Raw genomic sequence first — 23532 nt, forward strand, 5'->3', positions numbered from 1 at the left:
TGGCGCCTACCGCTCCAGCAGGCTCTTCTCGCGCGACAGCGCACCGGCCTTCTGGTTGTTCAACCAACCCGGGTTTATATCCAAAAAACCCACAAAACCGCCGTCTCCAGACACACAGCAGTCGCACGCAATTTCGCAATAGCGCCTGCCAACCCTGCCTGACGGAAGGAACCATAAATGTCTGAATCTTTTGCCGATCTGTTCGAAGAGTCCCTGAAGCGTTCCGAAATGCGCACCGGCGAGGTCATCACGGCCGAAGTCGTGCGTGTCGAACACAACCACGTCGTCGTCAACGCCGGTCTGAAGTCCGAAGCGTATGTGCCGATCGAGGAGTTCAAGAACGACAAGGGCGAACTCGAAGTCCAGGCCGGCGATTTCGTTTCCGTTGCCATCGGCAGCGTTGAAAACGGCTACGGCGACACCATCCTCTCGCGCGACACCGCCAAGCGCCTCGCTTCGTGGCTCGCCCTCGAGAAGGCCCTGGAATCGGGCGACTTCGTCACCGGCACCACCAGCGGCAAGGTCAAGGGCGGTCTCACCGTGCTGGTCAACGGCATCCGCGCATTCCTGCCGGGCTCGCTGATCGACACGCGTCCGATCAAGGACCTGACCCCGTACGAAAACAAGACCCTCGAATTCAAGGTCATCAAGCTCGACCGCAAGCGCAACAACGTCGTGCTGTCGCGCCGTGCCGTGGTCGAAGCCAGCATGGGCGAAGAACGCGCCAAGCTGATGGAAACCCTGAAGGAAGGCGCTGTTGTCCGCGGCGTGGTCAAGAACATCACCGAATACGGTGCGTTCGTGGACCTCGGCGGCATCGACGGCCTGCTGCACATCACCGACATGGCATGGCGCCGTGTTCGCCACCCGAGCGAAGTCGTTCAGGCCGGCCAGGAAATCACCGCCAAGATCCTCAAGTTCGACACCGAAAAGAACCGTGTCTCGCTGGGTCTGAAGCAAATGGGCGACGACCCGTGGATGGGCGTTTCGCGCCGCTACCCGCAATCGACCCGCCTGTTCGGCAAGGTCACGAACATTGCCGACTACGGCGCGTTCGTCGAACTCGAACCCGGCATCGAAGGCCTGGTGCACGTGTCCGAGATGGACTGGACCAACAAGAACATCGCTCCGAACAAGATCGTCTCGCTGGGCGACGAAGTCGAAGTCATGGTCCTGGAAATCGACGAAGACAAGCGCCGCATCAGCCTGGGCATGAAGCAGTGCAAGGCCAACCCGTGGCAAGAGTTCGCGCAGAACACCAAGCGCGGTGACCGCGTCAAGGGCCCGATCAAGTCGATCACCGACTTCGGCGTGTTCGTGGGTCTGGCTGCCGGCATCGACGGCCTGGTTCACCTCTCGGATCTCTCGTGGAACGAAGCCGGCGAAACCGCCGTTCGCAACTACAAGAAGGGCCAGGAAGTCGAAGCGCTCGTGCTGGCCGTCGACGTCGACCGCGAACGCATCAGCCTGGGCATCAAGCAGCTCGACAGCGATCCGTTCACCACGTTCACCACCGTGAACGACAAGGGCCAGATCGTGACCGGCAAGGTCAAGACCGTGGACGCCCGCGGCGCTGAAATCGACCTGGGCGAGGACATCCTCGGCTACCTGCGCGCTTCGGAAATCTCGCGCGACCGCGTCGAAGATGCCCGCAACGTGCTCAAGGAAGGCGACGAAGTCACCGCCATCGTCGTGAACGTGGATCGCAAGACCCGCAACATCCAGCTGTCGATCAAGCAGAAGGACATGGTCGACGAACAAGGCGCCATGGCCAACCTGAGCCAGCAGTCGGCCCGCGAAAACGCAGGCACGACGAGCCTGGGCGCCCTGCTGCGCGCCAAGCTCGACAACAACGACAGCAAGTAAGCTGAGTCCGAAGACAGAGCAGGCCAGGCTTTCAGCTTGGCCACTCTGTCTTTTTTTTCGTCCACGTTTTCTCCGCACTGGCCTCTATGACCCGCTCTGACCTCGTCGAAGAACTCGCAGCGCGCTTTGCGCAGCTCACGCACCGCGATGCCGAATACGCCGTCAAGACCATCCTGGACGCCATGAGCGACGCGCTGGTGCGCGGGCACCGCATCGAGATCCGCGGCTTCGGCAGCTTCTCGGTCAACCGGCGCCCGCCGCGCATCGGCCGCAATCCGCGTTCGGGCGAGAGCGTGCAGATCCCCGAAAAACGGGTGCCGCACTTCAAGCCGGGCAAGGCCCTGCGCGAGGCCGTGGACGCAAAGACCGCCGAGCTCGACGCCAAGGAAGCCAAGGGTCGCAAGGCCTGATCCGCATGGATGCAAACGTAGAATGCCCCCGGCAACGGGAACGGCTATGAAATACCTCCTGTGGCTGCTCAAGGCAGCCATTTTTTTTACGCTCTTCGCTTTCGCGCTGAACAACCAGCACGACGCGACCGTCTATTTCTTCTTCGGCACGAACTGGCGCGCGCCGCTGGTGCTGGTCGTGCTCGCGGCCTTCGCGGGCGGGCTCGTGGTCGGCGCGCTCGGCATGCTGCCGGGCTGGTGGAAACACCGCGCCGCCGCCGCGCAGTTGCCCTCGACCGCCACCGACACCTCCACCGCAGCCGCATCGCCCGCCGCAACCGCGCCTGCCGCGCCGACGCCCATCTCCGCCACCGACCTCCCCGCCGTACGTCAACATGGACTTTGATCCCAGCTGGCTGCTGATCAGCCTGCCCGTCGCCTTCGTGCTCGGGTGGCTCGCATCGCGCTTCGACATCCGCCAGCTCAAGCTCGAGAACCGGCAGGCGCCCAAGGCCTACTTTCGGGGCCTCAACTTCCTGCTCAACGAGCAGCAGGACCAGGCCATCGACGCCTTCATCGAGGCTGTGCAGAACGACCCCGACACGCAGGAGCTGCACTTCGCGCTCGGCAATCTCTTCCGCCGGCGCGGCGAATACCAGCGCGCCGTGCGCGTGCACGAGCATCTGCTGGGCCGCGGCGACCTGAGCCGCGCCGACCGCGAACGCGCGCAGCACGCGCTCGCGCAGGACTTCCTGCGCGCTGGCCTGCTCGACCGCGCCGAAGCGGCGCTGCAGAAGCTCGAAGGCACGCGCTACGAAAACGAGGCGCGCCTCTCGCTGCTGGCCATCTATGAGCGTTCGCGCGAATGGACGCAGGCCGCCGACGTGGCCCAGAAACTCGACGAATCCGACCAGGCGAGCTACGCCACACGCCGCGCGCACCACCTGTGCGAACAAGCCACCGAGCGCGTGGCCGCCGGCGATCTGCCAGCCGCCGCCAAGCTGCTCGCGGAGGCCGTGGCGCTGGCCCCGGAGGCGCCCCGCCCCGCCATCGACACCGCCACGCTGCAACTGCGCAGCGGCGATGCGGCCGCCGCCTTCGACACGCTGGTGGCCCTGAGCGACACCGCACCGCTCGCACTGCCGCTCTATGCCGCCGCATTGCAGCAGGCGGCTGTGGCTGCGCACCGCGAACCCGAGGCGCTGGCCTTGCTGCAGCGGCGCTACACCGAATCGCCCTCGATCGATGTGCTGGAGGCACTGATCGCACTGGGCGGCGCACCGTCCGCGGCAAGCGCCGACGACGAACAGCCGCCCACCCCGCGCGACGGCTACATCGCCCACCTCGCGAACCAGCCTTCGCTGGTAGCCGCGTCGCGCTGGCTCGCCGGCGAGCGCTTCGAGAACGAGCAGTTCCATCCGCAGGTGCAGCGCGCGCTCGACCAGGCCACCCGGCCGCTCATGCGCTACCGATGCGCCGCCTGCGGCTTCGAGGCGCACCAGTACTTCTGGCACTGCCCCGGCTGCCAGGCCTGGGACAGCTATCCGCCGCGCCGCGTCGAAGAACTCTGAGCAAGGTTTCGACCACGTTTCAGAACAATGGTCACCGGGGCGACGACCTCGTCAACGCCCCTTTCCCTGATCTCGTTGAACGCCAGCCGACGCTTCTGTCGGCTGTCAGTCATATCAACAAATCAGGGAGTTTTTCAACCATGTTCAAGAAGATTCTGGCCGTCTCGGCCATGCTGTTCGCCTTCGCTTCTTTCGCCGCCGTCGATGCCAACAAGGGCACCGAAGCCGAGCTCGACGGACTCAAGGGCGTGGGCCCCGCCATGTCCAAGCGCATCCTCGACGCGCGCAAGCAAGGCGAATTCAAGGACTGGCCCGACCTCATGCAGCGCGTGAAGGGCGTGAAGGAAAAGACGGCTGAAAAGCTCTCGGCCGAAGGCCTCACTGTCAACGGCCAGTCTTTCGGTGGTGCGGCCGCCGCGGCGCCGAAGGAATCGAAGCCTTCCAAGGCCGCCAAGCCCTGAACCTGCCCGCATCGATGCAAAGCAAAGCCGCCTTCGGGCGGCTTTTTCATGCGCGCCCCAAAGCGGGGAAGCAGGCAGGGAAATGCCTCAGAGATGGCCCGGATTTTGCACGTATGCTCATTTTCGTTTTCACTTTCATACGTTCCGGAGCCCTCATGAATCACAAGTTCGGCATTGCCCTCGCTGGCCTCGCCTTCGGCACCGCAGCCTTCGCGCAGACCAAATGGGACCTTCCCACCGCCTACCCGGCGAGCAACTTCCACACCGAGAACATCACCCAGTTCGCGAGCGATGTGGACAAGGGCAGCAGCGGCAAGCTCAAGATCACGGTGCATTCCAATGCCTCGCTGTTCAAGGCGCCCGAAATCAAGCGCGCGGTGCAAGGCGGCCAGGCACAGTTGGGCGAGATCCTGCTGGTGAACTACCAGAACGAATGGCAGATGTTCGGTGCCGACGGCATTCCGTTCCTGGCCGACAGCTACGACGCGGCCTGGAAGCTCTACCAGGCGCAGAAACCGGCGCTCGAGAAAAAGCTGGCCGAGCAGGGCATCCAGTTGCTCTACACCGTCGCATGGCCGCCGCAGGGCATCTTCGTGAAGAAGGAAATCGCCTCCGCCGCCGACCTGAAGGGCGTGAAGTGGCGTGCATACAGCCCCGCCACCGCGCGCATCGGCGAACTCGTCGGCGCGCAACCCGTCACGGTCCAGCAGGCCGAGCTCTCCCAGGCCATGGCCACCGGCGTCATCGAGTCGTACATGTCCTCGGGCTCCACCGGCTACGACACCAAGACCTACGAGTACATCAAGAATTTCTACGACACCCAGGCGTGGCTTCCCAAGAACGCGGTGCTCATGAACAAGAAGGCCTTCGACGCGCTCGACAAGCCCACGCAGGACGCGGTGCTCAAGGCCGCGGCGGACGCTGAAAAGCGCGGCTGGGACCTGTCGAAGAAAAAGAACGTCGAATACCTGGACCTGCTCAAGAAGAACGGCATGACGGTGCACGTGCCCTCGGCACAACTCAAGGCCGACATGAAGAAGGTCGGCGACACCATGCTCAAGGAGTGGACAGAGAAGGCCGGCGCCGAAGGCCAGGCGGTGGTCGACGCCTACAAGAAGATGTGACGCGGCCCCGAACTGCATCCGATGCGCAAGACGCTTGATCTTCTCTACATGAGCGCCGCCGCACTGGCGGCGCTTTCCATGATCGGCCTGCTGACGATGGTGCTCCTGTCCATCATCGGCCGGCAGCTTCACTTCAACATTCCCGGCATCGACGCCTACGCCGGCTACCTGATGGCCGGCGCGGGTTTCCTGGCGCTGGCGCACACGCTCAAGCGCGGCGAACACATCCGCGTGACGCTGGTGTTGCAGCACCTGCCGCCCGCAGCGCAGCGCTGGCTCAAACGCTGGGCCATGGGCGCCGCCGCGCTGCTCGCGCTGCTTTTTGCCTGGTACAGCGTGCGCCTGGTCTGGCAGTCGCTCGACTACCACGACATCTCCACCGGCAACGACGCCACACCGCTGTGGATACCGCAGCTGTCGATGGCGCTCGGTGCCATCGTCTTCGCCGTCGCGGCGCTGGACGAGTTCGTGATCGAGTGGCGTGGCCGCCCCGCCAAGTCCGCAGACGCGGAGGCGCTTCGCCATGAGTGACATCGCCATTGCCGGCCTGCTGATCGCCGCGCTGTTCCTCATCCTGGGCAGCGGCGTCTGGATCGGCCTCACGCTCTCGGGTGTGGCCTGGATCGCCATGCAGATCTTCTCGTCCCGCCCCGCCGGGGACGCCATGGCCGTGACCATCTGGGGATCGGCTTCGAGCTGGACGCTCACCGCGCTGCCGCTGTTCGTGTGGATGGGCGAGATCCTGTTCCGCACGCGGCTCTCGCAGGACATGTTCAAGGGTCTCGCGCCCTGGATGCAAAGCCTGCCGGGCCGGCTGCTGCACACCAACGTGGTGGGCTGCGCGGTGTTTGCCGCGGTCTCGGGCTCCAGCGCGGCCACCTGCGCCACCATCGGCAAGATGAGCCTGCCCGAGCTCAAGCGCCGCGGCTACCCCGACGACATGGTCATCGGCACGCTGGCCGGTGCCGGCACGCTGGGCCTCTTGATTCCGCCGTCGATCATCATGATCGTCTACGGGGTGAGCGCGGACGTGTCGATCGCGCGGCTGTTCATCGCGGGCGTCATCCCGGGCATCCTGCTCGCGCTGCTGTTCTCGGGCTACATCGTGTTCTGGGCGCTGCGCCATCCCGACCGCGTGCCGCCGGCCGACGCAAAGCTGCCGTTCCTTGAAAAGCTCAAGGCCTCGCTGTCGCTGATTCCCGTGGCGCTGCTGATCCTGTCGGTGCTGGGCTCCATCTACGCGGGCATCGCCACGGCCACCGAGGCGGCTGCGGTGGGTGTCGTCGGTGCCATGGTCATCTCGGGGGCGCAGGGTTCGCTGACCTGGCACAGCTTCAAGGAGGCGCTGCTGGGTGCCACGCGGCTCTACTGCATGATGGCGCTGATCCTGGCGGGCGCGGCCTTCCTCACGCTCGCCATGGGCTACATCGGCCTGCCGCGCCACCTGGCCGAATGGATCGGCTCGCTGGGCCTGTCGAAGTTCCAGCTGATCGTGATGCTCGCCGCCTTCTACATCGTGCTGGGCTGCTTTCTGGACGGCATCTCGATGGTGGTGCTGACCATGGGCGTCATCATGCCGACCGTCACCGCGGCCGGCATCGATCCGATCTGGTTCGGCATCTTCATCGTGCTGGTGGTCGAGGCGGCGCAGATCACGCCGCCCGTGGGCTTCAACCTGTTCGTGCTGCAGGGCATGACGGGCAAGGACCTGCTCTACATCGCGCGGGTGACGCTGCCGATGTTCCTGCTGATGGCCGCGGCGGTGCTGATCATCTACTTCGTGCCGCAACTGGTGACGTGGCTGCCGCAGCAGATGGCGCCCTGAGATTGAGCTCGCCCCCAGGCTTCGCGCACTTCGTGTCGCTTCTCCAACCCCCTACCGGGGGCAACACATCATGGCCTTCTGAAGGCCGTGAACCATGGCGACAAGTGCCAGACAATAGCCGCATGCTTCTTCCGATCCTCGCGATCTGTGTCGGCGCCTCGGTCGGCGCCCTGGCCCGCTGGGGTCTTGCCCTCTGGTTCGGCGTCGGCGGCCTCATGCCGTGGGGCACGCTGGCGGCCAACCTGATCGGCGGCTATCTCATCGGCATCGCCATTGCCACCTTCCAGCTGTTGCCCAACCTCGATCCGGTGTGGCGGCTTGCGCTGGTGACCGGCTTCCTCGGCGGGCTGACCACCTTCTCGAGCTTCTCCGCCGAGGTCACGACCATGCTGCTCGAGGGCAGGCTCGGCGTGGCGATGCTGACGGCCGCGGCCCATCTGGGCGGGTCGCTCTTTTTCACATGGCTCGGGATCCGCACGGTGCAGGCCTTCGCGGCCTGATCGCACCGAGAAACTGCCCTATGTCCTGCGGTTATAGATAGGGTCGTGCATAGGACCGGCCGATAGAATTGACCACAATGCCACTGGTCTTTCTCGTCGCCCTCCCCTTCATTGCCAGCGTGCTGGCCGCGTTGATGCCGTCCAACGCGCGAAACAGGGAGTCGACCCTCGCGGGCCTGGTCGCACTGGGCTGCGCCATCCAGACCGCCTGGTTCTTCCCGCAGATCGCGCACGGCAACGTGCTCAGGCAAGAGATCGAATGGCTGCCGGCCCTCGGCCTGAACCTCGTGTTCCGCATGGACGGCTTCGCCTGGCTGTTCTGCATGCTGGTGCTGGGCATCGGCGCGCTGGTGGTGCTCTATGCGCGCTACTACATGTCGGCCTCCGACCCGGTGCCGCGCTTCTTCTCGTTCTTCCTCGCGTTCATGGGCGCGATGATGGGCGTGGTGCTCTCGGGCAACCTCATCCAGATGGTGCTGTTCTGGGAGCTCACCAGCCTCTTCTCCTTCCTGCTGATCGGCTACTGGCACCACCGTCGCGATGCGCGGCGCGGCGCGCGCATGGCGCTCACGGTCACCGGTGCGGGCGGGCTGTGCCTTCTGGCCGGCGTGCTGGTGCTGGGCCGTATCGTGGGCAGCTACGAACTCGACGTGGTGCTGGCCTCGGGCGACCTGATCCGCGCGCATGCGCTCTACCCGGTCGCGCTGGTGCTGGTGCTGCTGGGCGCCTTCACCAAGAGCGCGCAATTCCCGTTCCACTTCTGGCTGCCGCGCGCCATGGCCGCGCCCACGCCGGTGTCGGCCTACCTGCACTCGGCCACCATGGTGAAGCTGGGCGTGTTCCTCATGGCGCGCCTGTGGCCCGTGCTCTCGGGCACCGAGCAATGGTTCTGGCTGGTGGGCGGCGCGGGCGCGATCACGCTGCTGCTGGGCGGTTTCATCGCAATGTTCCAGCGCGACCTGAAGGCGCTGCTGGCCTACTCGACCATCTCGCACCTCGGCCTCATCACGCTGCTGCTGGGCCTGAACAGCCCGCTCGCAGCGGTGGCGGCGGTGTTCCACGTCATGAACCACGCGACCTTCAAGGCCTCGCTGTTCATGGCCGCCGGCATCATCGACCACGAAACCGGCACGCGCGACATCCGCAAGCTCAGCGGCCTGATGCGGCTGATGCCCATCACCGGCACGCTGGCCATCATCGCCAGCGCCTCGATGGCCGGCGTGCCGCTGCTCAACGGCTTTCTGTCGAAGGAAATGTTCTTCGCCGAGACGGTGTTCATCCAGTCCACGCCCTGGGTCGATTTCAGCCTGCCGGTTATCGCCACCATCGCCGGCATCTTCAGCGTGGCGTACTCCGCGCGCTTCGTTTTCGACGTGTTCTTCGGCCCGCCCTGCGGCGACGAGGTGCCCAAGCATCCGCACGAGCCGCCGCACTGGATGCGCGTGCCGGTCGAGCTCCTGGTGCTGGTGTGCCTGGTGGTGGGCGTGATGCCAGCCTGGTCCGTCGGCCCGCTGCTCGCCGCGGCGGCCGCGCCGGTGGTCGGCGGCACCCTGCCGGAATACAGCCTGGCCGTGTGGCACGGCTTCAACCTGCCGCTGGTGATGAGCTTCGTCGCGCTGGCGGGCGGCGCCGCGCTCTACCTGCTGCAGCGCCGCCGACGTGCGGGTGGCGGCCTCGAGCACACGCCGCTGCTGCACCGCTTCGACGGCCAGGTCATCTTCGAACACCTGCTCGCGCTGCTGAGCGAAACCGGCCGCCGCAGTCGGCGCCTGTTCGGCACGCGCCGCATGCAGTCGCAACTGCTTCTGCTCGTGGCGGTCGCCGTGGCGGGCGCTGCCGCGTCGATGTGGGCCACACCCACTGAGCCCGGCACGCGCGAGCTGCTGCCTTTCTCGCCGATGTTCGCCATGATGTGGCTCATCGGCGGCACCTGTGCGCTGGCCGCCGCCTGGCAGGCCAAGTTCCACCGGCTCGCGGCGCTCATGCTGGCCTCGGGCGCCGGCCTGGTCTCCTGCGTGACCTACATCTGGTTCTCCGCGCCCGACCTTGCCCTCACGCAGCTCGTGGTCGAGGCCGTGACCACGGTGCTGATCCTGCTGGGCCTGCGCTGGCTGCCGATGCGCAGCAAGGACGTGGTGCAGCCCGCGCGCGCGCGGCTTCGCCCCTGGGGCCGGCGCGGGCGCGACCTGCTGGTCGCCACGCTGGCCGGCTGCGGCATGGCGGCGCTGGCCTGGGCGATGCTGACGCGCAACTTTCCGCAGAGCATCTCGCCCTTCTTCCTCGAGCACGCGCTCCTCGAGGGCGGTGGCACCAACGTGGTCAACGTGATGCTGGTCGACTTCCGCGGCTTCGATACCTTCGGCGAGATCACCGTGCTCGGCGTGGTGGCGCTCACCGTGTATGCGTTGCTGCGGCGCTTTCGTCCGGCCATCGAGTCGATGGCGCTGCCGCTGCAGCAGCGCCAGCAGGTCGACGACGGCAGCAGCGACCTGCTGAACCCGCGCCTGGCCAAGGACACCGCCGTCGGCTACCTGATGGTGCCGGCCGTGCTGGTGCGGCTGTTGCTGCCGCTGGCGGCGCTGGTGTCGGTCTACTTCTTCATGCGCGGGCACAACGCGCCGGGCGGCGGCTTCGTCGCGGGGCTGGTGATGTCGGTGGCGCTGGTGCTGCAGTTCATCGTCTCGGGCACCGAATGGGTCGAGGAGCATCTGCGCATCTACCCGCGCCGCTGGATCGCCATCGGCCTGCTGCTGGCCCTGGCCACGGGCGGCGGCGCCTTGCTGTTCGGCTACCCGTTCCTCACCACGCACACCGCGCACCTTCATCTGCCGGTGCTGGGCGAAATCCACGTGCCCAGCGCGCTCTTCTTCGACATCGGCGTGTTCGCGCTGGTGCTCGGCGCCACCATGCTGATCCTGACCGCGCTGGCCCACCAGTCCATCCGCAGCCACCGCTGGGCCGACGAACAAACCGAACGCGAAGCGCAGGCGCAAGCCAAAGCCGTGGAAGGAGCGCACTGATGGAAATCGTGCTCGCCCTGGCCATCGGCGTGCTCACAGGCTCGGGTGTCTACCTGTTGCTGCGCCCGCGTACCTTCCAGGTGATCATGGGCCTGACCCTGATCTCCTACGCGGTCAATCTCTTCATCTTCAGCATGGGCCGGCTCAAGGTCGACAGCGAGCCGGTGCTCGTCAAGGGCATCGAATCCACGCTGGCCAACACCGCCGACCCGATGCCGCAGGCGCTGGTGCTCACGGCCATCGTGATCGGCTTTGCGATGACGGCGCTGTTTCTCGTGGTCATGCTCGCCTCGCGCGGGCTGACGGGCACCGACCATGTGGACGGTGAAGAGCGCAAGGAGGCGGAATGACAGAAGTCTTCCACCTGCTCGACCAGCTTCTCGAATTCAGCATGCCGCACCTCGTGGCGGTGCCGATCCTCGTGCCGATGCTCACCGCCGCGCTGATGCTGCTGCTGGGCGAAAACCGCCGGCGCACCAAGTCGGCATTGAGCGTGGTCTCGGGCCTTGTCGGCCTGCTCGCCGCGCTCGCGCTGCTGCGCTGGGTGAACGCGCCCGACACAGGCAACGGCCCCGGCTCCATCGGCGTGTACCTGCCCGGCAACTGGCGCGCGCCCTTCGGCATCGTGCTGGTGGCCGACCGGCTCTCGACCATGATGGTCGCGCTCACCGGCGTGGTCGCCTTTGCCGCCTCCATCTACTCGACCTCGCGCTGGGACCGCGCCGGCGTTCACTTCCACCCGCTGCTGCAACTGCAGCTCATGGGCCTGAACGGCGCCTTCCTCACCGGCGACCTGTTCAACCTGTTCGTCTTCTTCGAGGTGATGCTCGCGGCCTCCTACGGCCTGCTGCTGCACGGCTCGGGGCGCCTGCGGGTGCAGGCGGGGCTGCACTACATCGCGATCAACCTTGGGGCGTCGTCGCTGTTCCTCGTCGGCGCGGCCATCCTCTACGGCGTGACCGGCACGCTCAACATGGCCGACCTGGGCGTGCGCATCGCCGAGCTCGCGCCGGGCGACCGCGGCCTGGTGCATGCGGCGGCCGCCATTCTTGCGACGGCCTTCTTCGCCAAGGCGGGCGCATGGCCGCTCAACTTCTGGCTGGTGCCGGCGTACAGCGCGGCGGTGTCGCCGGTGGGCGCGGTGTTCGCGCTGCTGACCAAGCTGGGCATCTACACGGTGCTGCGTTTGTGGACGGTGCTCTTCGCACCCGACACCGGCGATTCGGCCGCCTTCGGGCAGGCGGCGCTGATCGGCATCGGCCTGGCAACCCTGTTCGTCGGCGCCATCGGCATCGTCGGCACGCAGCGGCTGTCGAACCTGGCGGGCTTCAGCGTGCTGGTGTCGGCCGGCACGCTGCTCGCGGCGGTCGGGCTCGGGCAGCCGGATGTGTGGGCGGGCGCGCTTTACTACATGCTGAGCTCCACGCTCGCCGTGAGCTCCTTTTTCCTGCTCGTCGACATGATCGAGCGCTGGCGCAACGCGGGCATGAGCGTCGCGCCGCACGAGGCGGCGGGCAACGCGCCCTTTCTGTCCGAAGACCTCAGCGCCATGTCCGACGTGAACCTCGACGACGAGGCGCAGGCGCTCTACGGCCGCGCGATTCCCGCCGGCGTCGCCTTCCTCGGCCTGAGCTTCATGGCCTGCACGCTGCTGCTCGCGGGGCTGCCGCCGTTCTCGGGCTTCGTCGGCAAGTTCGCGATGCTCTCGGGCCTGCTCGGCGCGACCGGGCTCACCGCCGCCGGCTGGAGTTTTCTTGCGCTGCTGATCGCCTCGGGCTTTCTCTCGCTGATTGCATTGAGCCGCACCGGCATCCGCCATTTCTGGACGCAGCCCCATCCCACCATACCCTCGCTGCCTGCGCTCGAAGTGCTGCCGGTGGCGGCGCTGCTCGCGGCCTGCGTGGCGCTCACCGTGTGGGCCGAGCCTGTGATGCAGCACGCCAAGGCCACCGCCAGCGGCCTGAAGAACCCCGAGCCCTACCGCAACGCCGTGATGGGCGCCACGCAGGTGCCCAACCCGGTGATCGCGCCGGCCAAGCCGCCGGTGAAAGGAAACGCCCCATGAAGCGCTGGATTCCTTCCCCGCCGCTGTCGTGCGCGCTCTTCGTCGTCTGGCTGTTGCTCAACCAGTCGCTGGATGCGGCCACGCTGCTGGCGGCCCTGGTGCTGGCCATTGCCGTGCCGTTGCTCACCAAGGGCCTGCGCCCCGCCACCGTGCGCATGCGCCGGCCCGGCGTCGCGCTGCGGCTGTTGTTCGCGGTCACCTACGACATGCTGAAGTCCGCGTACGACGTGGCGCGGCTGCTGCTCACGCGCCGCAGTTCGCGCCTGGCCTCCACCTTCGTGCAGATTCCGCTGGAAATGCGCGACCCCAACGGCCTGGCGGTGCTCGCGATGGTGATGTGCCTCACGCCCGGCACCGCCTGGGGCGAAGTGGCGTTCGACCGCAGCACGCTGCTGATCCACCTGTTCGACCTGCCCGACGAGGCCGCCTTCATCGCCATGATCAAGCAACGCTACGAACGCCCGCTGATGGAGATCTTCGAGTCATGACGCCGATTCTTTTCTGGGCGCTGAAGTTCGCCCTCTTCCTGCTCGCGGTGGCCATGCTGTGCGCGCTCGCGCGCCTGCTGATCGGACCGTCGGCGCAAGACCGCGTGATGGCGCTCGACTGCCTCTACATCAACGGCATGCTGATGATGCTGGTGCTGGGCATCGTCTACGCGAGCAACGTGTACTTCGAGGCCGCGCTGCTGGTCGCGCTGTTCGGCTTCGTGGGTTCGACGGCGATGGCCAAGTTTTTGCTGCGTGGGGAGGTGATTGAATGAGCGCCGCGCCGGGCCGCCCCAAGCAAGCGAACGCCCCCTCGGGGGGCAGCACGGACACGAAGTGCCGAGCGTGGGGGCAACAGCCATGAATGATTTCATCGTCGGACCCTTGCCTTTGTGGGCCGAGATCGTGACTGCGGTGTTCGCCGTGCTGGGCGCGGGCTTCGCGGCCATCGGCTCCTTCGGGCTGGTGCGGCTGCCCACCTTCTTCCACCGCATCCATGCGCCCACGCTGGGCGCGACGGTGGGCGTGTGGTGCATGACCATCGCCACCATCGTTTACTTCTCGGTGCAGGGCTTCAGCCTGTTCCTGCACGCGATCCTGATCGTGCTGTTCATCGGGCTCACCGCGCCGATCACCACCATCTTCCTGATGCGTGCGGCGTTGTTCCGCGAACGGCAAAAGGGCGGCGATGTGCCGCCACAGGCCAAGTCGGGCTAAAAAGCGCCGCGTGCGATCAGCTCATTGCGAGCTGCTGCAATCCCTTGGCGCGCGCCACTTCCATTTCACGCGGCAGCGTCACCGCGTTCTTCACCGCAAGAATCTCCGCCATCACGCTCACCGCGATCTCGGGCGGCGTCTTGCTGCCGATGTAGATGCCGATCGGCCCGCGCAGCCGCGCGAGCGATTCGGCGGTCTGGTCGAAGTGCTCGATCATGCGGTCGCGCCGCGCCTCGGCATTGCGGCGCGAGCCGATGGCCCCCACGTAGAAGGCCTCGGTCTGCAGCGCTTCGAGCAGCGCCAGGTCGTCCAGCTTGGGGTCGTGCGTGAGCGCCACCACGCAGCTGCGGCGGTCGGGCCTGAACGCCAGCACCGCGTCGTCGGGCATCTCGGTGGTGATGTGAACGCCCGGCAGCGACCAGGCGGTGCGGTACTCGGCGCGCGGATCGCACAGCGTGACCGCGAAGCCACTGAACTTGGCCATCGTCGCCAGGTATTCGGCCAGTTGGCCCGCGCCGATCAGCAGCATGCGGTACTCGGGGCCGAAGGTGTTGGTGAGTTCGGTGTCGTCCACCTTGATCTCGTCGGGGGCGGTGGCCTCGGCTTGCTTCACGGCGCCCGTGGCCAGCGTCACCGTGCGCTGCATGAGCCTGCCTTTTTCGAGCTGGGCGACCAAGGTGTCCAACGAGGCGGCGTCGGGGTCGTATTCGAGCAGCAGTTCCAGCGTGCCGCCGCAGGGCAGGCCGAAGCGGTGTGCCTCGTCGGCCGTGATGCCGTACTTCACCAGCGCGGGCGGCGCACCCAGGGGCACGTCTTCGGCCTTGCCGTGTGCGCGGCTGTAGCGCGCGATCAGGTCGTCCTCGATGCAACCGCCCGAGACCGAACCGACCACCGCGCCGTCGTCCGCCAACGCCATGATCGAGCCCACCGGCCGGGGAGACGAGCCCCAGGTGCGCACCACCGTGGTCAGCAGCGCGCGCTTGCCGGCCTGCCGCCAGTCGCGCAGCGTGCGCAGCACCATGACGTCGAGGTTTTCCATGACCGGTGTTTGCTTCTAGCTGGGGGCGCCGGGGTTGGCGGGGGCGTCCTTGGCGGCGTCTTCGTCTTTCTTGCCGAGGCCGATCTTCTTCATGAAGCCGGACATGACGCCAGCCTTCTCCGCGGGTGCGTCGGCGGGCTCCGCGGCCACGGCGGGCGGCGGCCCGTAGCGGCTTTGCATTTCGGCTTCGAAGCGCTTGAAGAAATCGTCGGCCGTGGACTTGGCCGCGCCGTCGATCAGGCGCTGGCCCAACTGCGCGATCTTGCCGCCGACCTGCGCCTGCACCGTGTAGTCGAGTTCGCAGCCGGCGGGGGCCGTTGCGGCGTCCACGGGAGCGGCATCGACGACCGCTGCGGCCTCCGCACCTTCGGCGGGTGCGACAACAGGCGCAGCTTCAGCCGCAGCCAACGGCCGGAGCGACACGCTCGACGACCCCTTGGCAAAGCCCGCCACGCCGCCCTGTCCTTCGAAGGTGAGCTTGTAGCCGTCGGGCGCCACGATGTCCGACAGCAGCACCTTGCCGCTGAACTTGGCCGACACCGGCCCGATCTTGAGAGCGAGCGCCACGCTGTACTGGTTCTCGCCGGTCAGCTCGAACTTGTCGCAGCCGGGAATGCACTTCTTGAGCGTCTCGGGGTCGTTGAGCGCTTCCCAGGCCTGTTGTTGGGTGACGCCGAGGCGGCGGTTTCCGAGCATTTCCATGGTGGTCTTCCTTTTGTTCTATCGGCCCGACCGCATGAGGGCGGCCAGGCTCGTGGCGAGTTGTTCAAGGGCGCTGAGATTGTGGACCGCGAGCATCGCGTCCGCATGGCGGTGCAGCACGGTGGCCCCACGCGCCAGAGGGGCGTAGCCCTCGAAGCGCAGCAGCGGGTTGAGCCACAGCAGCCGGCGCGAATGGCGCTTGAGCCAGAGCAATTCGTTCTCCAGCACGGCGGGCTCGCCGGTGTCTAGGCCGTCGCTGATCACCAGCACCAGCGTGCGGCGGCCGGTGAGGCGGCGCGCATGGGCCTGCCGCAGTTCGGCCAGCGAACTGCCCAGCCGCGTGCCACCCGCGAAATCGTCGATCGCCATGCTGGCCGCGCCGAGCATCGCGTCGGTGTCCGCCAGGCGGAAGGCCGGCGTCAGGTCAGTGAGGCGGGTGCCGAAGGCGAACACGTCGCGCCGCCCGGCCCTGCGGGTGGATGCATGCAGAAACGCGAGCAGCAGGCGCGCATAGCGCTCCATCGAGCCCGACACATCGACCAGCACCAGCAGCGGCAAGGGCTGCTCCCGCCGGGCCAGCCGCGGCAGCCGCAGGATCTCGCCGCCGGTGCGCGCGGCTTCCTGCAGCACGCCGGGCCAGTGCATGCGCGCATGCTGCCGGCCCGCATCGCCCGCCACACGCAGCCGGCGCGAGGGCAAGGAAGGAATGGGCAGCGTCACGTCGCGCGCGAGCCGTTCGACCAAGCGGTATTCGGAGGCACCGAGGGCGTTGAAGTCCGCATGCTGCAAACGCTGGCGGTCGCTCGATGTCATCGCGGCATCGAACTCGACTTCCTTGTCGGGCTTGGCGGCCACGGCAGGCTTGGTGGGGTCGCGCGGTGCAGTCAGCGCCTCGCGCACGCGCGGCCGCCGCTTCGAAGGCTCGGCTTTGCCCTCAGCGCTCGGGAGCATCTGCGCGAGCAGCTTGTTGGCGAGCTCGGGGTCGCGAAACCAGGCGTCGAAGAGTTCGCGGAACACCATGCGGTCCTGCTCGCGGCTCACCATCACGGCTTCCATGGCGGCGCTCAGATCGAGCTTGTCTTCCACCCCCACCAGCGTGACGGCTTCGGCAGCGAGCGCAATGCGCATCGCATCGGTGCGCACGCCGGCGCGGCGCAGCGCGCGGCCGAAGGCGGTGATGTTGCCGGCCAGCTTGCCGCTGCGGACGTCGCCCAGTTGCGGGATGCCGGTCGTCGTCATGCCATGGGGCCGCAGCGGATCAGCGCGCAGCCGGCTCCTCGGGCTGGAGCAGCTCCGACGCCAGCTCGCGCGTGAGCGCGGCCACATCGTCGCGCTGCTTGAACAGGATGCCCGCGGTGTCGACCACCACTTCGGGGTCGAGCTCGACCGTGTCCAGCGCGATCAGCGCCCTCGCCCACTCCACGCTTTCGGCGATGCCGGGTGCGCGCTGGAAGGCGTTGATGAACGGCGCATCGCGCAGCCGCGCGACAAAGGCGGCGACCTGGGCCGAGAGCTTCTCGCCGGCCTCGGGCACCTGCGCCCGCACGATCGCCAGTTCGCGCTCGCGTTCGGGGTAATCGAGCCAGTGATAAAGGCAGCGGCGCTTGACCGCATCGTTGAGCTCGCGCGTGCGGTTGCTCGTGAGGATGGTCACCGGCGGGACCACCGCGCTCACGGTGCCCAGCTCGGGAATGCTCACCTGGTACTCGCCCAGGTATTCGAGCAGGAAGGCCTCGAAGGGCTCGTCGGCGCGGTCCACTTCGTCGATCAGCAGCACGGCGCCGGGCGCGGGCGTCTGCAGAGCCTGCAACAGCGGACGGCGGATCAGGTAGTGCGGCTGGTAGACCTCGGCCTCCACGTCGCGCGCGGCGCCTGTCGCCTCGGCCGCGCGCATGTGCAGCAGTTGCGCGGCGTAGTTCCACTCGTAGAGCGCTTCGCGCTGCTCCAGCCCGTCGTAGCACTGCAGGCGCAGCAGCTCGCGGCCGAGTGCCTTCGACAGCGCCTTGGCCAGCTCGGTCTTGCCGACGCCCGGTTCGCCTTCGAGCAGCAAAGGGCGCTGCAGCTTGAGCGCGAGGAACACGGCAGTCGCCAGGCGGCGGTCGGCGAAATAGCCGGCCTGCATCAGACCTTCGGAGAGGGAATCGATGGTCGGAAAGATCATGGCAAAGCGCAGGGGAAGGCGCGAGGGTATCGCGCCTTCCAGTGGGCGGGAGACTGCTTCAGCCCAGCGCCTTGGTGACGGCCCGTTGCGTGAGCACGCTGATCAGGTTGGCGCGGTAGGCGGCCGAGGCATGCAGGTCGCTGTTGAGCTCGCTCGCGTCGATCTTGACGGCCGCAGCGGCTGCCGCGGTGAAGCTCTTGTTGAGCGCGTCTTCCAGCCCCGCATGGCGAAACACGCCGTTGCCCGCGCCGGTGACCGCCACGCGCACGCCGCTGTCGTGCTGCGCAAGGAAGATGCCGACCAGCGGAAAGTGCGAAGCCTTCTGGCGCAGCTTTTCGTACACGGCGCGCTTGGGGATGGGAAAGCGGATCGCGGTGATCAGTTCGTCTTCTTCCAGCGCCGTGGTGAACAGGCCCTGGAAGAAATCGTCGGCCGCAATTTCGCGCTTCGACGTGACGACCGTGGCGCCCGAACCCAGCACCGCGCTCGGATAGCAAGCCGCCGGATCGTTGTTGGCCACCGAGCCGCCGAGGGTGCCCATCGCGCGCACCTGCCGGTCGCCGATGCGCGAAGCCAGGTCGGCCAGCGCGGGGAAGGCGGCTTTCACGTCGGCGTTGTTCGCCACGTCGAGGTGGCGCGACATGGCACCGATGGTGATCGTGCCGCCATCCTTCTTGATGCCGCTGAGTTCCTGGATGCCGCTCAGGTCCACCAGCTGCTCGGGCGCGGAGAGCCTGAGCTTCATGGAGGCGAGCAGCGTCTGGCCGCCGGCGAGCGGCTTGGCGCCCGCTGCAACGAGTTTGGCCGCATCGGCCACGGTGGCGGGCCGTTCGAGTGTGAAGGCGTACATGGTGTGGTTCCTTCTGTGTTCTTATGGGGCGGGACGGCCTTGGGTGCTGGCGGCGAGCGAGGGCGCTTGCACGTCCTGCGGCGCGCTGCCCTTCTGCATGGCTTCCCAGACGCGGCTGGACGAAGCGGGCATGTCGAAATCCTTGACGCCCAGCGGCGCCAGCGCGTCAAGCACCGCATTGATCACGGCCGGCGGCGAGCCGATGGCCCCCGCCTCGCCGCAGCCCTTGGTGCCCAGCGGGTTGTGCGTGCAGGGGGTGCACACGGTGTCGAGCTTGAACTGCGGAAAATCGCCGGCGCGCGGCATGGCGTAGTCCATGAAGCTGCCGGTGAGCAGCTGGCCGGTTTCGTTGTCGTAGACGCAGTTTTCCAGCAGCGCCTGGCCGATGCCCTGCACCAGCCCGCCGTGCACCTGGCCCTCCACGATCATCGGATTGATGATGGTGCCGAAGTCGTCCACCGCAGTGAAACGGTCGACCTTGACCTCGCCGGTCTGCTTGTCGATCTCGACCTCGCAGATGTAGGTGCCGCCCGGAAAGGTGAAGTTGGTCGGGTCGTAGAAGGCGGTTTCGTTCAGGCCCGGCTCCAGCTTGTCGAGCGGGTAGTTGTGCGGCACGTAGGCCGTGAGCGCCACCTGGCCGAACGGGATCTTCTTGTCGGTGCCCTTGACGGTGAATTCGCCGTTGGCGAACTCGATGTCGGCGTCGCTCGCCTCCATCAGATGCGCGGCGATCTTCTTGGCCTTGGTCTCGATCTTGTCGAGCGCCTTCATGATGGCGGCGCCGCCCACCGAGATGGAGCGCGAGCCGTAGGTGCCCATGCCGAAGGGCACGCGGCCGGTGTCGCCGTGCACCACGTCGACGTTGTCGACCGGAATGCCCAGCCGCGCCGCAACGACCTGCGCGAAGGTGGTTTCATGGCCCTGGCCGTGGCTGTGCGAGCCGGTGAACACCGTCACGCTGCCGGTCGGGTGCACGCGGATCTCGCCGCATTCGAACAGGCCGGCACGCGCACCGAGCGCACCCGCGATGTTCGACGGCGCGATGCCGCACGCTTCGATGTAGCTCGAGTAGCCGATGCCGCGCAGCTTGCCCTTGGCCTCGGTCGCCGACTTGCGCTGCGCATAGCCCTCGACGTCGGCGAGCACGCGGGCCTTGTCCATGCAGGCATGGAAGTCGCCGGTGTCGTACTGCAGCGCCACGGGCGTCTGGTAGGGGAAGGTGGTGATGAAGTTGCGCTTGCGGATCTCGTCCTGGCCCAGGTTCATTTCCCAGGCGCAGCGCGACACCAGGCGCTCCAGCAGGTAGGTGGCCTCGGGCCGCCCCGCACCGCGGTAGGCATCCACCGGCGAGGTGTTGGTGAACCAGGCATCGACTTCGACGTAGATCTGCGGCGTCGTGTACTGGCCCGCGAGCAGCGTCGCGTAGAGGATGGTCGGCACCGCGGTGGAAAAGGTCGAAAGATACGCACCGAGGTTGGCGTCGGTGTGCACGCGCATCGCGAGGAACTTGCCATCCTTGTCCATCGCCATCTCGGCGTGGCTCACGTGGTCGCGGCCATGCGCGTCCGACAGGAAGCACTCCGAGCGCTCGGCCGTCCACTTGATGTTGCGGTTGAGCTGCTTGGCCGCCCAGGTCAGGCACACGTCTTCGGCGTACAGGAAGATCTTCGAGCCGAAGCCACCGCCCACGTCGGGTGCGATCACGCGCACCTTGTGCTCGGGCAGGCCCAGCACGAAGGCCGTCATCAGCAGGCGTTCGACGTGCGGGTTCTGGTTCGACACATACAGCGTGTAGTCGTCGGTGCCGCGGCTGTAGCTGCCGATGGCCACGCGCGGCTCGATCGGGTTGGGAATCAGCCGGTTGTTGACCAGGTCGAGCTTGGTGATGTGCGCGGCCGTGGTGAACACGTTGTCCACCGCCGCCTTGTCGCCCAGCACCCACTTGTAGCACTGGTTGTCGGGTGCCTCGTCGTGCAGCGTGACGCCGCTGGCCTTCTTTGCCGCGTCGGCCACGCTCACCAGCGCGGGCAGCACTTCGTAGTCGACCACCACCGCTTCGGCGGCGTTCTTGGCCTGCTCGACCGTCTCGGCCACCACCATCGCGACATGGTCGCCCACATAGCGCACCTTGTTGATCGCCAGGATCGGGTGCATCGGCTCCTTCATCGGCGTGCCGTCGGGGTTGTTGATGAGCCAGCCGCAAGGCAGGCCGCCCATCTTTCCCTCGATGTCCTTGCCGCTGAAGATGCCGACCACGCCTGGCATTTTCATGGCCTCGGCGATGTCGATCGACTTGATGACGGCGTGGGCGTGCGGCGAGCGCACGAAGACCGCATGGCTCTGGTTGGCCAGGGTGATGTCGTCGGTGTAGTTGCCCGCGCCGGTCAGGAAACGATAGTCTTCCTTGCGCCGCAGGGCTTCACCGATGTGGGGCAGGTTCGAGAAGTCGGAAGCACCCATGATGTTGCTCCCTTCACGCCGTGGCGGTGGTCTTGACCGGCGTGCCCGAGGCCATGGCCTCGCCGCCCATCTTCACGGCCTTCACGATGTTCTGGTAGCCCGTGCAGCGGCACAGGTTGCCGTCCAGCAGCTCGCGGATCTCCGATTCGCTGGACTTGGGGTGGTGGGTGCACAGGTCGATGGCGCTCATCACCATGCCGGGAGTGCAAAAGCCGCACTGCAGGCCGTGGCATTCCTTGAAGGCTGCCTGCATCGGGTGCATGGTGCCGTCGGCTTCGGCAATGCCCTCGATGGTGGTGATGTCGGCGCCGGCCGCCTGGGCGACCAGCACATTGCAGGACTTGATCGCACGACCGTTCACATGCACGGTGCACGCGCCGCATTGGGCCGTGTCGCAGCCGACGTGGGTGCCTGTGAGGTGAAGGTGCTCGCGGATCGCGTGCACAAGAAAGGTGTTTGGCGGTGCGTCGACCGTGACCGGGCGTCCGTTGACCTTGAAAGCGACCTGCATGTGGCTGTCTCCGTGAAAGGTGATGGCTGGTTGGCAAAAGGCATCTTGGATGCCCACCTTTCGCACTATCCTAGGCAAAACCCTTGACACTTGCGCAGTGCCCGCGAAATTCTCAAAATGAAACAGCTTGCCGCCCGGTGAGCCATAAAAAGCCGCCCCACGCGGGCAAACCCGCACGATGAACACCTCTATCGCCTCGCCGTCCCCCGAGCGTTCGCTGGCCATTGCCCAGGCCCGGCGCGAGCTGCTCCACGGCGACGCCCCGCGTGCCCGCAGCGCCCTGCGCATCGACCCCTGGATCACCCGCTCCTGGCAGCGCTGCATCGAGGCCGGCCGCCGCCCGCAGCAGCGGGTGAGCTTCGACCCGGTGAGCCGGTCGGCCAGCCGCGAGGTGGCCGAGCGCAACCGGGCGCTGGTGGCGGCGGCACGGCCGGTGATCGAACGGCTCTCGCGCGCCATCGCCGACACCCGGTATTTCGCGATCCTGACCGACGCCGACGGCATCGTGATCGACGTGGGTGCGCTGCCTGACGGCACCGACGCCGCCAGCCGCTGCGCCCGCGACATCGGCCGGATCGGGGTCGATCTTTCGGAATGCGCCATCGGCACCTCGGCCATCAGCACCGCGCTGGCCGAGCAGGAGTCGGTGTGGCTGCACCGCGGCGAGCACTTCTTCGACGACACCAGCGTCTACAGCTGCGCCGGCGCCCCGCTTTTCGGCCCCCGGGGCCAATGCATCGGCATGCTCGACCTGAGCGGTGTGCAGACGGTGGAGCGGCCCGAACTGCGGCACCTGGCGGCCCTGTCGGCGCGCAGCATCGAGAACACGCTGGTGCTGCAAGACCCTTGCGAGCTGCGGCTGCACCTGGCCTGGCCCGGCCACCCGAGCAGCGAGGCCACCGAGGGCCTGGTGTGCATCGACGCCGAAGGCAACGTGGCGGGTGCCAACGCCGCCGCGCGGCAGATGCTGCACCAGCCCTTGGCGTACAACCAGCACGGCCAGCACGCCCTGCACTTCAACGACCTGTTCGCGCTGCCGCTGCACATGATGTTCGACGCCGCCCGGCGCGGCGATGCGGCTTTGGAAGTGCCGCTGTGGTCGGGCTTGTGGGTGCAGGTGCGGCCCCAGCGCGGCGGCAGTGGCGCGGCCGGCGACCTGTCCGATGCGCGGCCCCGCCTGCGCGATGTGGAAACCGCGCTGATCCGCAAGGCCGTGGCCGACGCCCGCGGCAACGTGGCGGAAGCCGCGCGCACGCTGGGCATCAGCCGCGCCACGGTCTACCGCAAGCTCTGGCGCGGCCGGCCTGCCGGCACACCAGACTGACAGAACGACCGGGCGCCTTCGGGCTTTGGCTCAGGCGCCGACCGGTACCTTGTCCAGGAAACCCGTCACCGCGCTGAGCTTGCCCGCATCGATCTGCGCAAAGTCGGTGCCCTGGATCAGGTCTTCGGCACCGCTCGGACCCAGGGTCCACGAAAAGCGCAGGTTGTCGCCGTGCGCCTCGGCCTTGCCGAGCAGGTTGAAACGAAAGCCCGGATAGCGCTGCTGCACCGCGCCGACCAGCGCGCTGATCTGCTCGCGGCCGCTGGCCTGCGCGATCGGGTCGACATAGTGCGCATCGGCGGTCCATCCGGCCTCGATCAATGCGGCGCGGCGGCCGGCATCGGTTTCGTTCCAGACGGCGATGTAGCGTTGGGCAATCGTGGCGGCGTCGTGTGCGGCGGTGTTCATGATGCGCATTCCTTTTGGAGGTTCAGACCCGCAACATCGCGGGGTGAAGGA

General features: G+C 67.1%; 24 protein-coding genes. 16 read left to right on the top strand and 8 right to left on the bottom strand.

The window, feature by feature from the left end; all coding sequences use genetic code 11:
• The first annotated feature begins 177 nt into the window (after positions 1 to 177).
• The 15 genes from rpsA to mnhG all read left to right on the top strand — a co-directional run bounded on the left by rpsA (position 178) and on the right by mnhG (position 14026).
• Positions 178 to 1866, top strand: a complete 1689-nt coding sequence (rpsA, locus tag ABIC90_RS15695) for a 30S ribosomal protein S1 (protein ID WP_354355443.1) — start codon at positions 178 to 180, stop codon at positions 1864 to 1866.
• Between the two features lie 86 nt (positions 1867 to 1952).
• Positions 1953 to 2276: an integration host factor subunit beta gene (locus ABIC90_RS15700; protein WP_013540224.1), complete on the top strand. Its 324-nt coding sequence runs from the start codon at positions 1953 to 1955 to the stop codon at positions 2274 to 2276.
• Between the two features lie 46 nt (positions 2277 to 2322).
• The gene (locus ABIC90_RS15705) at positions 2323 to 2661 is read left to right on the top strand and encodes a LapA family protein (RefSeq protein WP_354355446.1); all 339 of its coding nucleotides are present in this window, start codon (positions 2323 to 2325) and stop codon (positions 2659 to 2661) included.
• A complete protein-coding gene (gene lapB / locus ABIC90_RS15710; protein ID WP_354355448.1) occupies positions 2651 to 3826 on the top strand; it encodes a lipopolysaccharide assembly protein LapB in 1176 nt (391 codons plus the stop codon). The genes ABIC90_RS15705 and lapB overlap by 11 nt, the downstream gene beginning before the upstream one ends.
• Before the next feature lie 140 nt (positions 3827 to 3966).
• The gene (locus ABIC90_RS15715; RefSeq protein WP_354355450.1) at positions 3967 to 4287 is read left to right on the top strand and encodes a ComEA family DNA-binding protein; all 321 of its coding nucleotides are present in this window, start codon (positions 3967 to 3969) and stop codon (positions 4285 to 4287) included.
• Positions 4288 to 4442: 155 nt separating this feature from the next.
• On the top strand, positions 4443 to 5411 hold the full coding sequence (locus tag ABIC90_RS15720) for a TRAP transporter substrate-binding protein (RefSeq protein WP_354355452.1): 969 nt from the start codon (positions 4443 to 4445) through the stop codon (positions 5409 to 5411).
• Positions 5412 to 5432: 21 nt separating this feature from the next.
• Complete coding sequence (locus ABIC90_RS15725) at positions 5433 to 5942, top strand: TRAP transporter small permease (protein WP_354355454.1); 510 nt, start codon at positions 5433 to 5435, stop codon at positions 5940 to 5942.
• The gene (locus tag ABIC90_RS15730; protein ID WP_354355456.1) at positions 5935 to 7236 is read left to right on the top strand and encodes a TRAP transporter large permease; all 1302 of its coding nucleotides are present in this window, start codon (positions 5935 to 5937) and stop codon (positions 7234 to 7236) included. Before ABIC90_RS15725 ends, ABIC90_RS15730 begins: the two co-directional genes overlap by 8 nt.
• A gap of 122 nt (positions 7237 to 7358) precedes the next feature.
• Positions 7359 to 7736 carry a fluoride efflux transporter CrcB gene (crcB, locus tag ABIC90_RS15735; RefSeq protein ID WP_354355458.1) on the top strand — a complete coding sequence of 126 codons (378 nt, stop codon included), beginning with the start codon at positions 7359 to 7361 and terminating at the stop codon, positions 7734 to 7736.
• 77 nt (positions 7737 to 7813) lie between these two features.
• Positions 7814 to 10756, top strand: coding sequence for a monovalent cation/H+ antiporter subunit A (locus ABIC90_RS15740; RefSeq protein ID WP_354355460.1), 2943 nt, complete (start codon positions 7814 to 7816; stop codon positions 10754 to 10756).
• Positions 10756 to 11106 (top strand): Na+/H+ antiporter subunit C, encoded by a 351-nt coding sequence (locus ABIC90_RS15745; protein ID WP_354355462.1) that lies wholly within the window; start codon positions 10756 to 10758, stop codon positions 11104 to 11106. Before ABIC90_RS15740 ends, ABIC90_RS15745 begins: the two co-directional genes overlap by 1 nt.
• Positions 11103 to 12821, top strand: coding sequence for a monovalent cation/H+ antiporter subunit D (locus ABIC90_RS15750; RefSeq protein ID WP_354355465.1), 1719 nt, complete (start codon positions 11103 to 11105; stop codon positions 12819 to 12821). Before ABIC90_RS15745 ends, ABIC90_RS15750 begins: the two co-directional genes overlap by 4 nt.
• Positions 12818 to 13309 carry a Na+/H+ antiporter subunit E gene (locus tag ABIC90_RS15755; RefSeq protein ID WP_354355467.1) on the top strand — a complete coding sequence of 164 codons (492 nt, stop codon included), beginning with the start codon at positions 12818 to 12820 and terminating at the stop codon, positions 13307 to 13309. The genes ABIC90_RS15750 and ABIC90_RS15755 overlap by 4 nt, the downstream gene beginning before the upstream one ends.
• On the top strand, positions 13306 to 13584 hold the full coding sequence (locus ABIC90_RS15760) for a K+/H+ antiporter subunit F (RefSeq protein ID WP_354355469.1): 279 nt from the start codon (positions 13306 to 13308) through the stop codon (positions 13582 to 13584). Before ABIC90_RS15755 ends, ABIC90_RS15760 begins: the two co-directional genes overlap by 4 nt.
• Positions 13585 to 13669: 85 nt before the next feature.
• The gene (gene mnhG, locus ABIC90_RS15765) at positions 13670 to 14026 is read left to right on the top strand and encodes a monovalent cation/H(+) antiporter subunit G (protein ID WP_354355471.1); all 357 of its coding nucleotides are present in this window, start codon (positions 13670 to 13672) and stop codon (positions 14024 to 14026) included.
• A gap of 16 nt (positions 14027 to 14042) precedes the next feature.
• Here the strand turns inward: mnhG and ABIC90_RS15770 are convergent, their stop codons facing one another.
• Genes ABIC90_RS15770 through ABIC90_RS15800 form a run of 7 tightly spaced genes read right to left on the bottom strand, consistent with a single transcriptional unit; the run spans position 14043 to position 21749 of the window.
• Positions 14043 to 15065, bottom strand: a complete 1023-nt coding sequence (locus ABIC90_RS15770; RefSeq protein ID WP_354355473.1) for an XdhC family protein — start codon at positions 15063 to 15065, stop codon at positions 14043 to 14045.
• A 15-nt stretch (positions 15066 to 15080) separates the two neighbouring features.
• The gene (locus ABIC90_RS15775; RefSeq protein ID WP_354355475.1) at positions 15081 to 15767 is read right to left on the bottom strand and encodes a CoxG family protein; all 687 of its coding nucleotides are present in this window, start codon (positions 15765 to 15767) and stop codon (positions 15081 to 15083) included.
• Between the two features lie 18 nt (positions 15768 to 15785).
• A complete protein-coding gene (locus ABIC90_RS15780) occupies positions 15786 to 17006 on the bottom strand; it encodes a vWA domain-containing protein (protein ID WP_354355477.1) in 1221 nt (406 codons plus the stop codon).
• Positions 17007 to 17025: 19 nt separating this feature from the next.
• On the bottom strand, positions 17026 to 17928 hold the full coding sequence (locus ABIC90_RS15785; RefSeq protein WP_354355479.1) for an AAA family ATPase: 903 nt from the start codon (positions 17926 to 17928) through the stop codon (positions 17026 to 17028).
• Positions 17929 to 17986: 58 nt separating this feature from the next.
• Positions 17987 to 18778 carry an FAD binding domain-containing protein gene (locus tag ABIC90_RS15790; protein ID WP_354355481.1) on the bottom strand — a complete coding sequence of 264 codons (792 nt, stop codon included), beginning with the start codon at positions 18776 to 18778 and terminating at the stop codon, positions 17987 to 17989.
• A 21-nt stretch (positions 18779 to 18799) separates the two neighbouring features.
• Positions 18800 to 21238: a xanthine dehydrogenase family protein molybdopterin-binding subunit gene (locus ABIC90_RS15795; RefSeq protein ID WP_354355483.1), complete on the bottom strand. Its 2439-nt coding sequence runs from the start codon at positions 21236 to 21238 to the stop codon at positions 18800 to 18802.
• Between the two features lie 13 nt (positions 21239 to 21251).
• A complete protein-coding gene (locus ABIC90_RS15800; protein ID WP_354355485.1) occupies positions 21252 to 21749 on the bottom strand; it encodes a (2Fe-2S)-binding protein in 498 nt (165 codons plus the stop codon).
• Between the two features lie 178 nt (positions 21750 to 21927).
• Between ABIC90_RS15800 and ABIC90_RS15805 the strand changes: the two genes are divergently transcribed.
• Entirely contained in the window at positions 21928 to 23073 is a 1146-nt protein-coding gene (locus tag ABIC90_RS15805; protein WP_354355487.1) for a helix-turn-helix domain-containing protein, read from the top strand.
• Between the two features lie 30 nt (positions 23074 to 23103).
• On the opposite strand, the gene ABIC90_RS15810 is transcribed toward ABIC90_RS15805, so the two are convergent.
• Positions 23104 to 23481 (bottom strand): nuclear transport factor 2 family protein, encoded by a 378-nt coding sequence (locus ABIC90_RS15810; RefSeq protein WP_354355489.1) that lies wholly within the window; start codon positions 23479 to 23481, stop codon positions 23104 to 23106.
• Between the last annotated feature and the right edge of the window lie 51 nt (positions 23482 to 23532).

It is taken from the genome of Variovorax boronicumulans, from assembly GCF_040544675.1.
Classification (GTDB): Bacteria; Pseudomonadota; Gammaproteobacteria; order Burkholderiales; family Burkholderiaceae_C; genus Variovorax; species Variovorax boronicumulans_D.

Bases quoted from the DNA above. Each gene is read 5' to 3' on its own strand.
- ABIC90_RS15760 (WP_354355469.1), top strand. From the start codon at position 13,306: ATGACGCCGATTCTTTTCTGGGCGCTGAAGTTCGCCCTCTTCCTGCTC.
- ABIC90_RS15775 (WP_354355475.1), bottom strand. From the start codon at position 15,767: ATGGAAATGCTCGGAAACCGCCGCCTCGGCGTCACCCAACAACAGGCC.
- rpsA (WP_354355443.1), top strand. From the start codon at position 178: ATGTCTGAATCTTTTGCCGATCTGTTCGAAGAGTCCCTGAAGCGTTCC.
- ABIC90_RS15785 (WP_354355479.1), bottom strand. From the start codon at position 17,928: ATGATCTTTCCGACCATCGATTCCCTCTCCGAAGGTCTGATGCAGGCC.
- ABIC90_RS15810 (WP_354355489.1), bottom strand. From the start codon at position 23,481: ATGAACACCGCCGCACACGACGCCGCCACGATTGCCCAACGCTACATC.
- ABIC90_RS15755 (WP_354355467.1), top strand. From the start codon at position 12,818: ATGAAGCGCTGGATTCCTTCCCCGCCGCTGTCGTGCGCGCTCTTCGTC.
- ABIC90_RS15790 (WP_354355481.1), bottom strand. From the start codon at position 18,778: ATGTACGCCTTCACACTCGAACGGCCCGCCACCGTGGCCGATGCGGCC.
- ABIC90_RS15770 (WP_354355473.1), bottom strand. From the start codon at position 15,065: ATGGAAAACCTCGACGTCATGGTGCTGCGCACGCTGCGCGACTGGCGG.
- ABIC90_RS15705 (WP_354355446.1), top strand. From the start codon at position 2,323: ATGAAATACCTCCTGTGGCTGCTCAAGGCAGCCATTTTTTTTACGCTC.
- ABIC90_RS15720 (WP_354355452.1), top strand. From the start codon at position 4,443: ATGAATCACAAGTTCGGCATTGCCCTCGCTGGCCTCGCCTTCGGCACC.
- mnhG (WP_354355471.1), top strand. From the start codon at position 13,670: ATGAATGATTTCATCGTCGGACCCTTGCCTTTGTGGGCCGAGATCGTG.
- ABIC90_RS15805 (WP_354355487.1), top strand. From the start codon at position 21,928: ATGAACACCTCTATCGCCTCGCCGTCCCCCGAGCGTTCGCTGGCCATT.
- ABIC90_RS15730 (WP_354355456.1), top strand. From the start codon at position 5,935: ATGAGTGACATCGCCATTGCCGGCCTGCTGATCGCCGCGCTGTTCCTC.
- lapB (WP_354355448.1), top strand. From the start codon at position 2,651: ATGGACTTTGATCCCAGCTGGCTGCTGATCAGCCTGCCCGTCGCCTTC.
- crcB (WP_354355458.1), top strand. From the start codon at position 7,359: ATGCTTCTTCCGATCCTCGCGATCTGTGTCGGCGCCTCGGTCGGCGCC.
- ABIC90_RS15780 (WP_354355477.1), bottom strand. From the start codon at position 17,006: ATGACGACGACCGGCATCCCGCAACTGGGCGACGTCCGCAGCGGCAAG.
- ABIC90_RS15750 (WP_354355465.1), top strand. From the start codon at position 11,103: ATGACAGAAGTCTTCCACCTGCTCGACCAGCTTCTCGAATTCAGCATG.
- ABIC90_RS15745 (WP_354355462.1), top strand. From the start codon at position 10,756: ATGGAAATCGTGCTCGCCCTGGCCATCGGCGTGCTCACAGGCTCGGGT.
- ABIC90_RS15795 (WP_354355483.1), bottom strand. From the start codon at position 21,238: ATGGGTGCTTCCGACTTCTCGAACCTGCCCCACATCGGTGAAGCCCTG.
- ABIC90_RS15715 (WP_354355450.1), top strand. From the start codon at position 3,967: ATGTTCAAGAAGATTCTGGCCGTCTCGGCCATGCTGTTCGCCTTCGCT.
- ABIC90_RS15725 (WP_354355454.1), top strand. From the start codon at position 5,433: ATGCGCAAGACGCTTGATCTTCTCTACATGAGCGCCGCCGCACTGGCG.
- ABIC90_RS15800 (WP_354355485.1), bottom strand. From the start codon at position 21,749: ATGCAGGTCGCTTTCAAGGTCAACGGACGCCCGGTCACGGTCGACGCA.
- ABIC90_RS15740 (WP_354355460.1), top strand. From the start codon at position 7,814: ATGCCACTGGTCTTTCTCGTCGCCCTCCCCTTCATTGCCAGCGTGCTG.
- ABIC90_RS15700 (WP_013540224.1), top strand. From the start codon at position 1,953: ATGACCCGCTCTGACCTCGTCGAAGAACTCGCAGCGCGCTTTGCGCAG.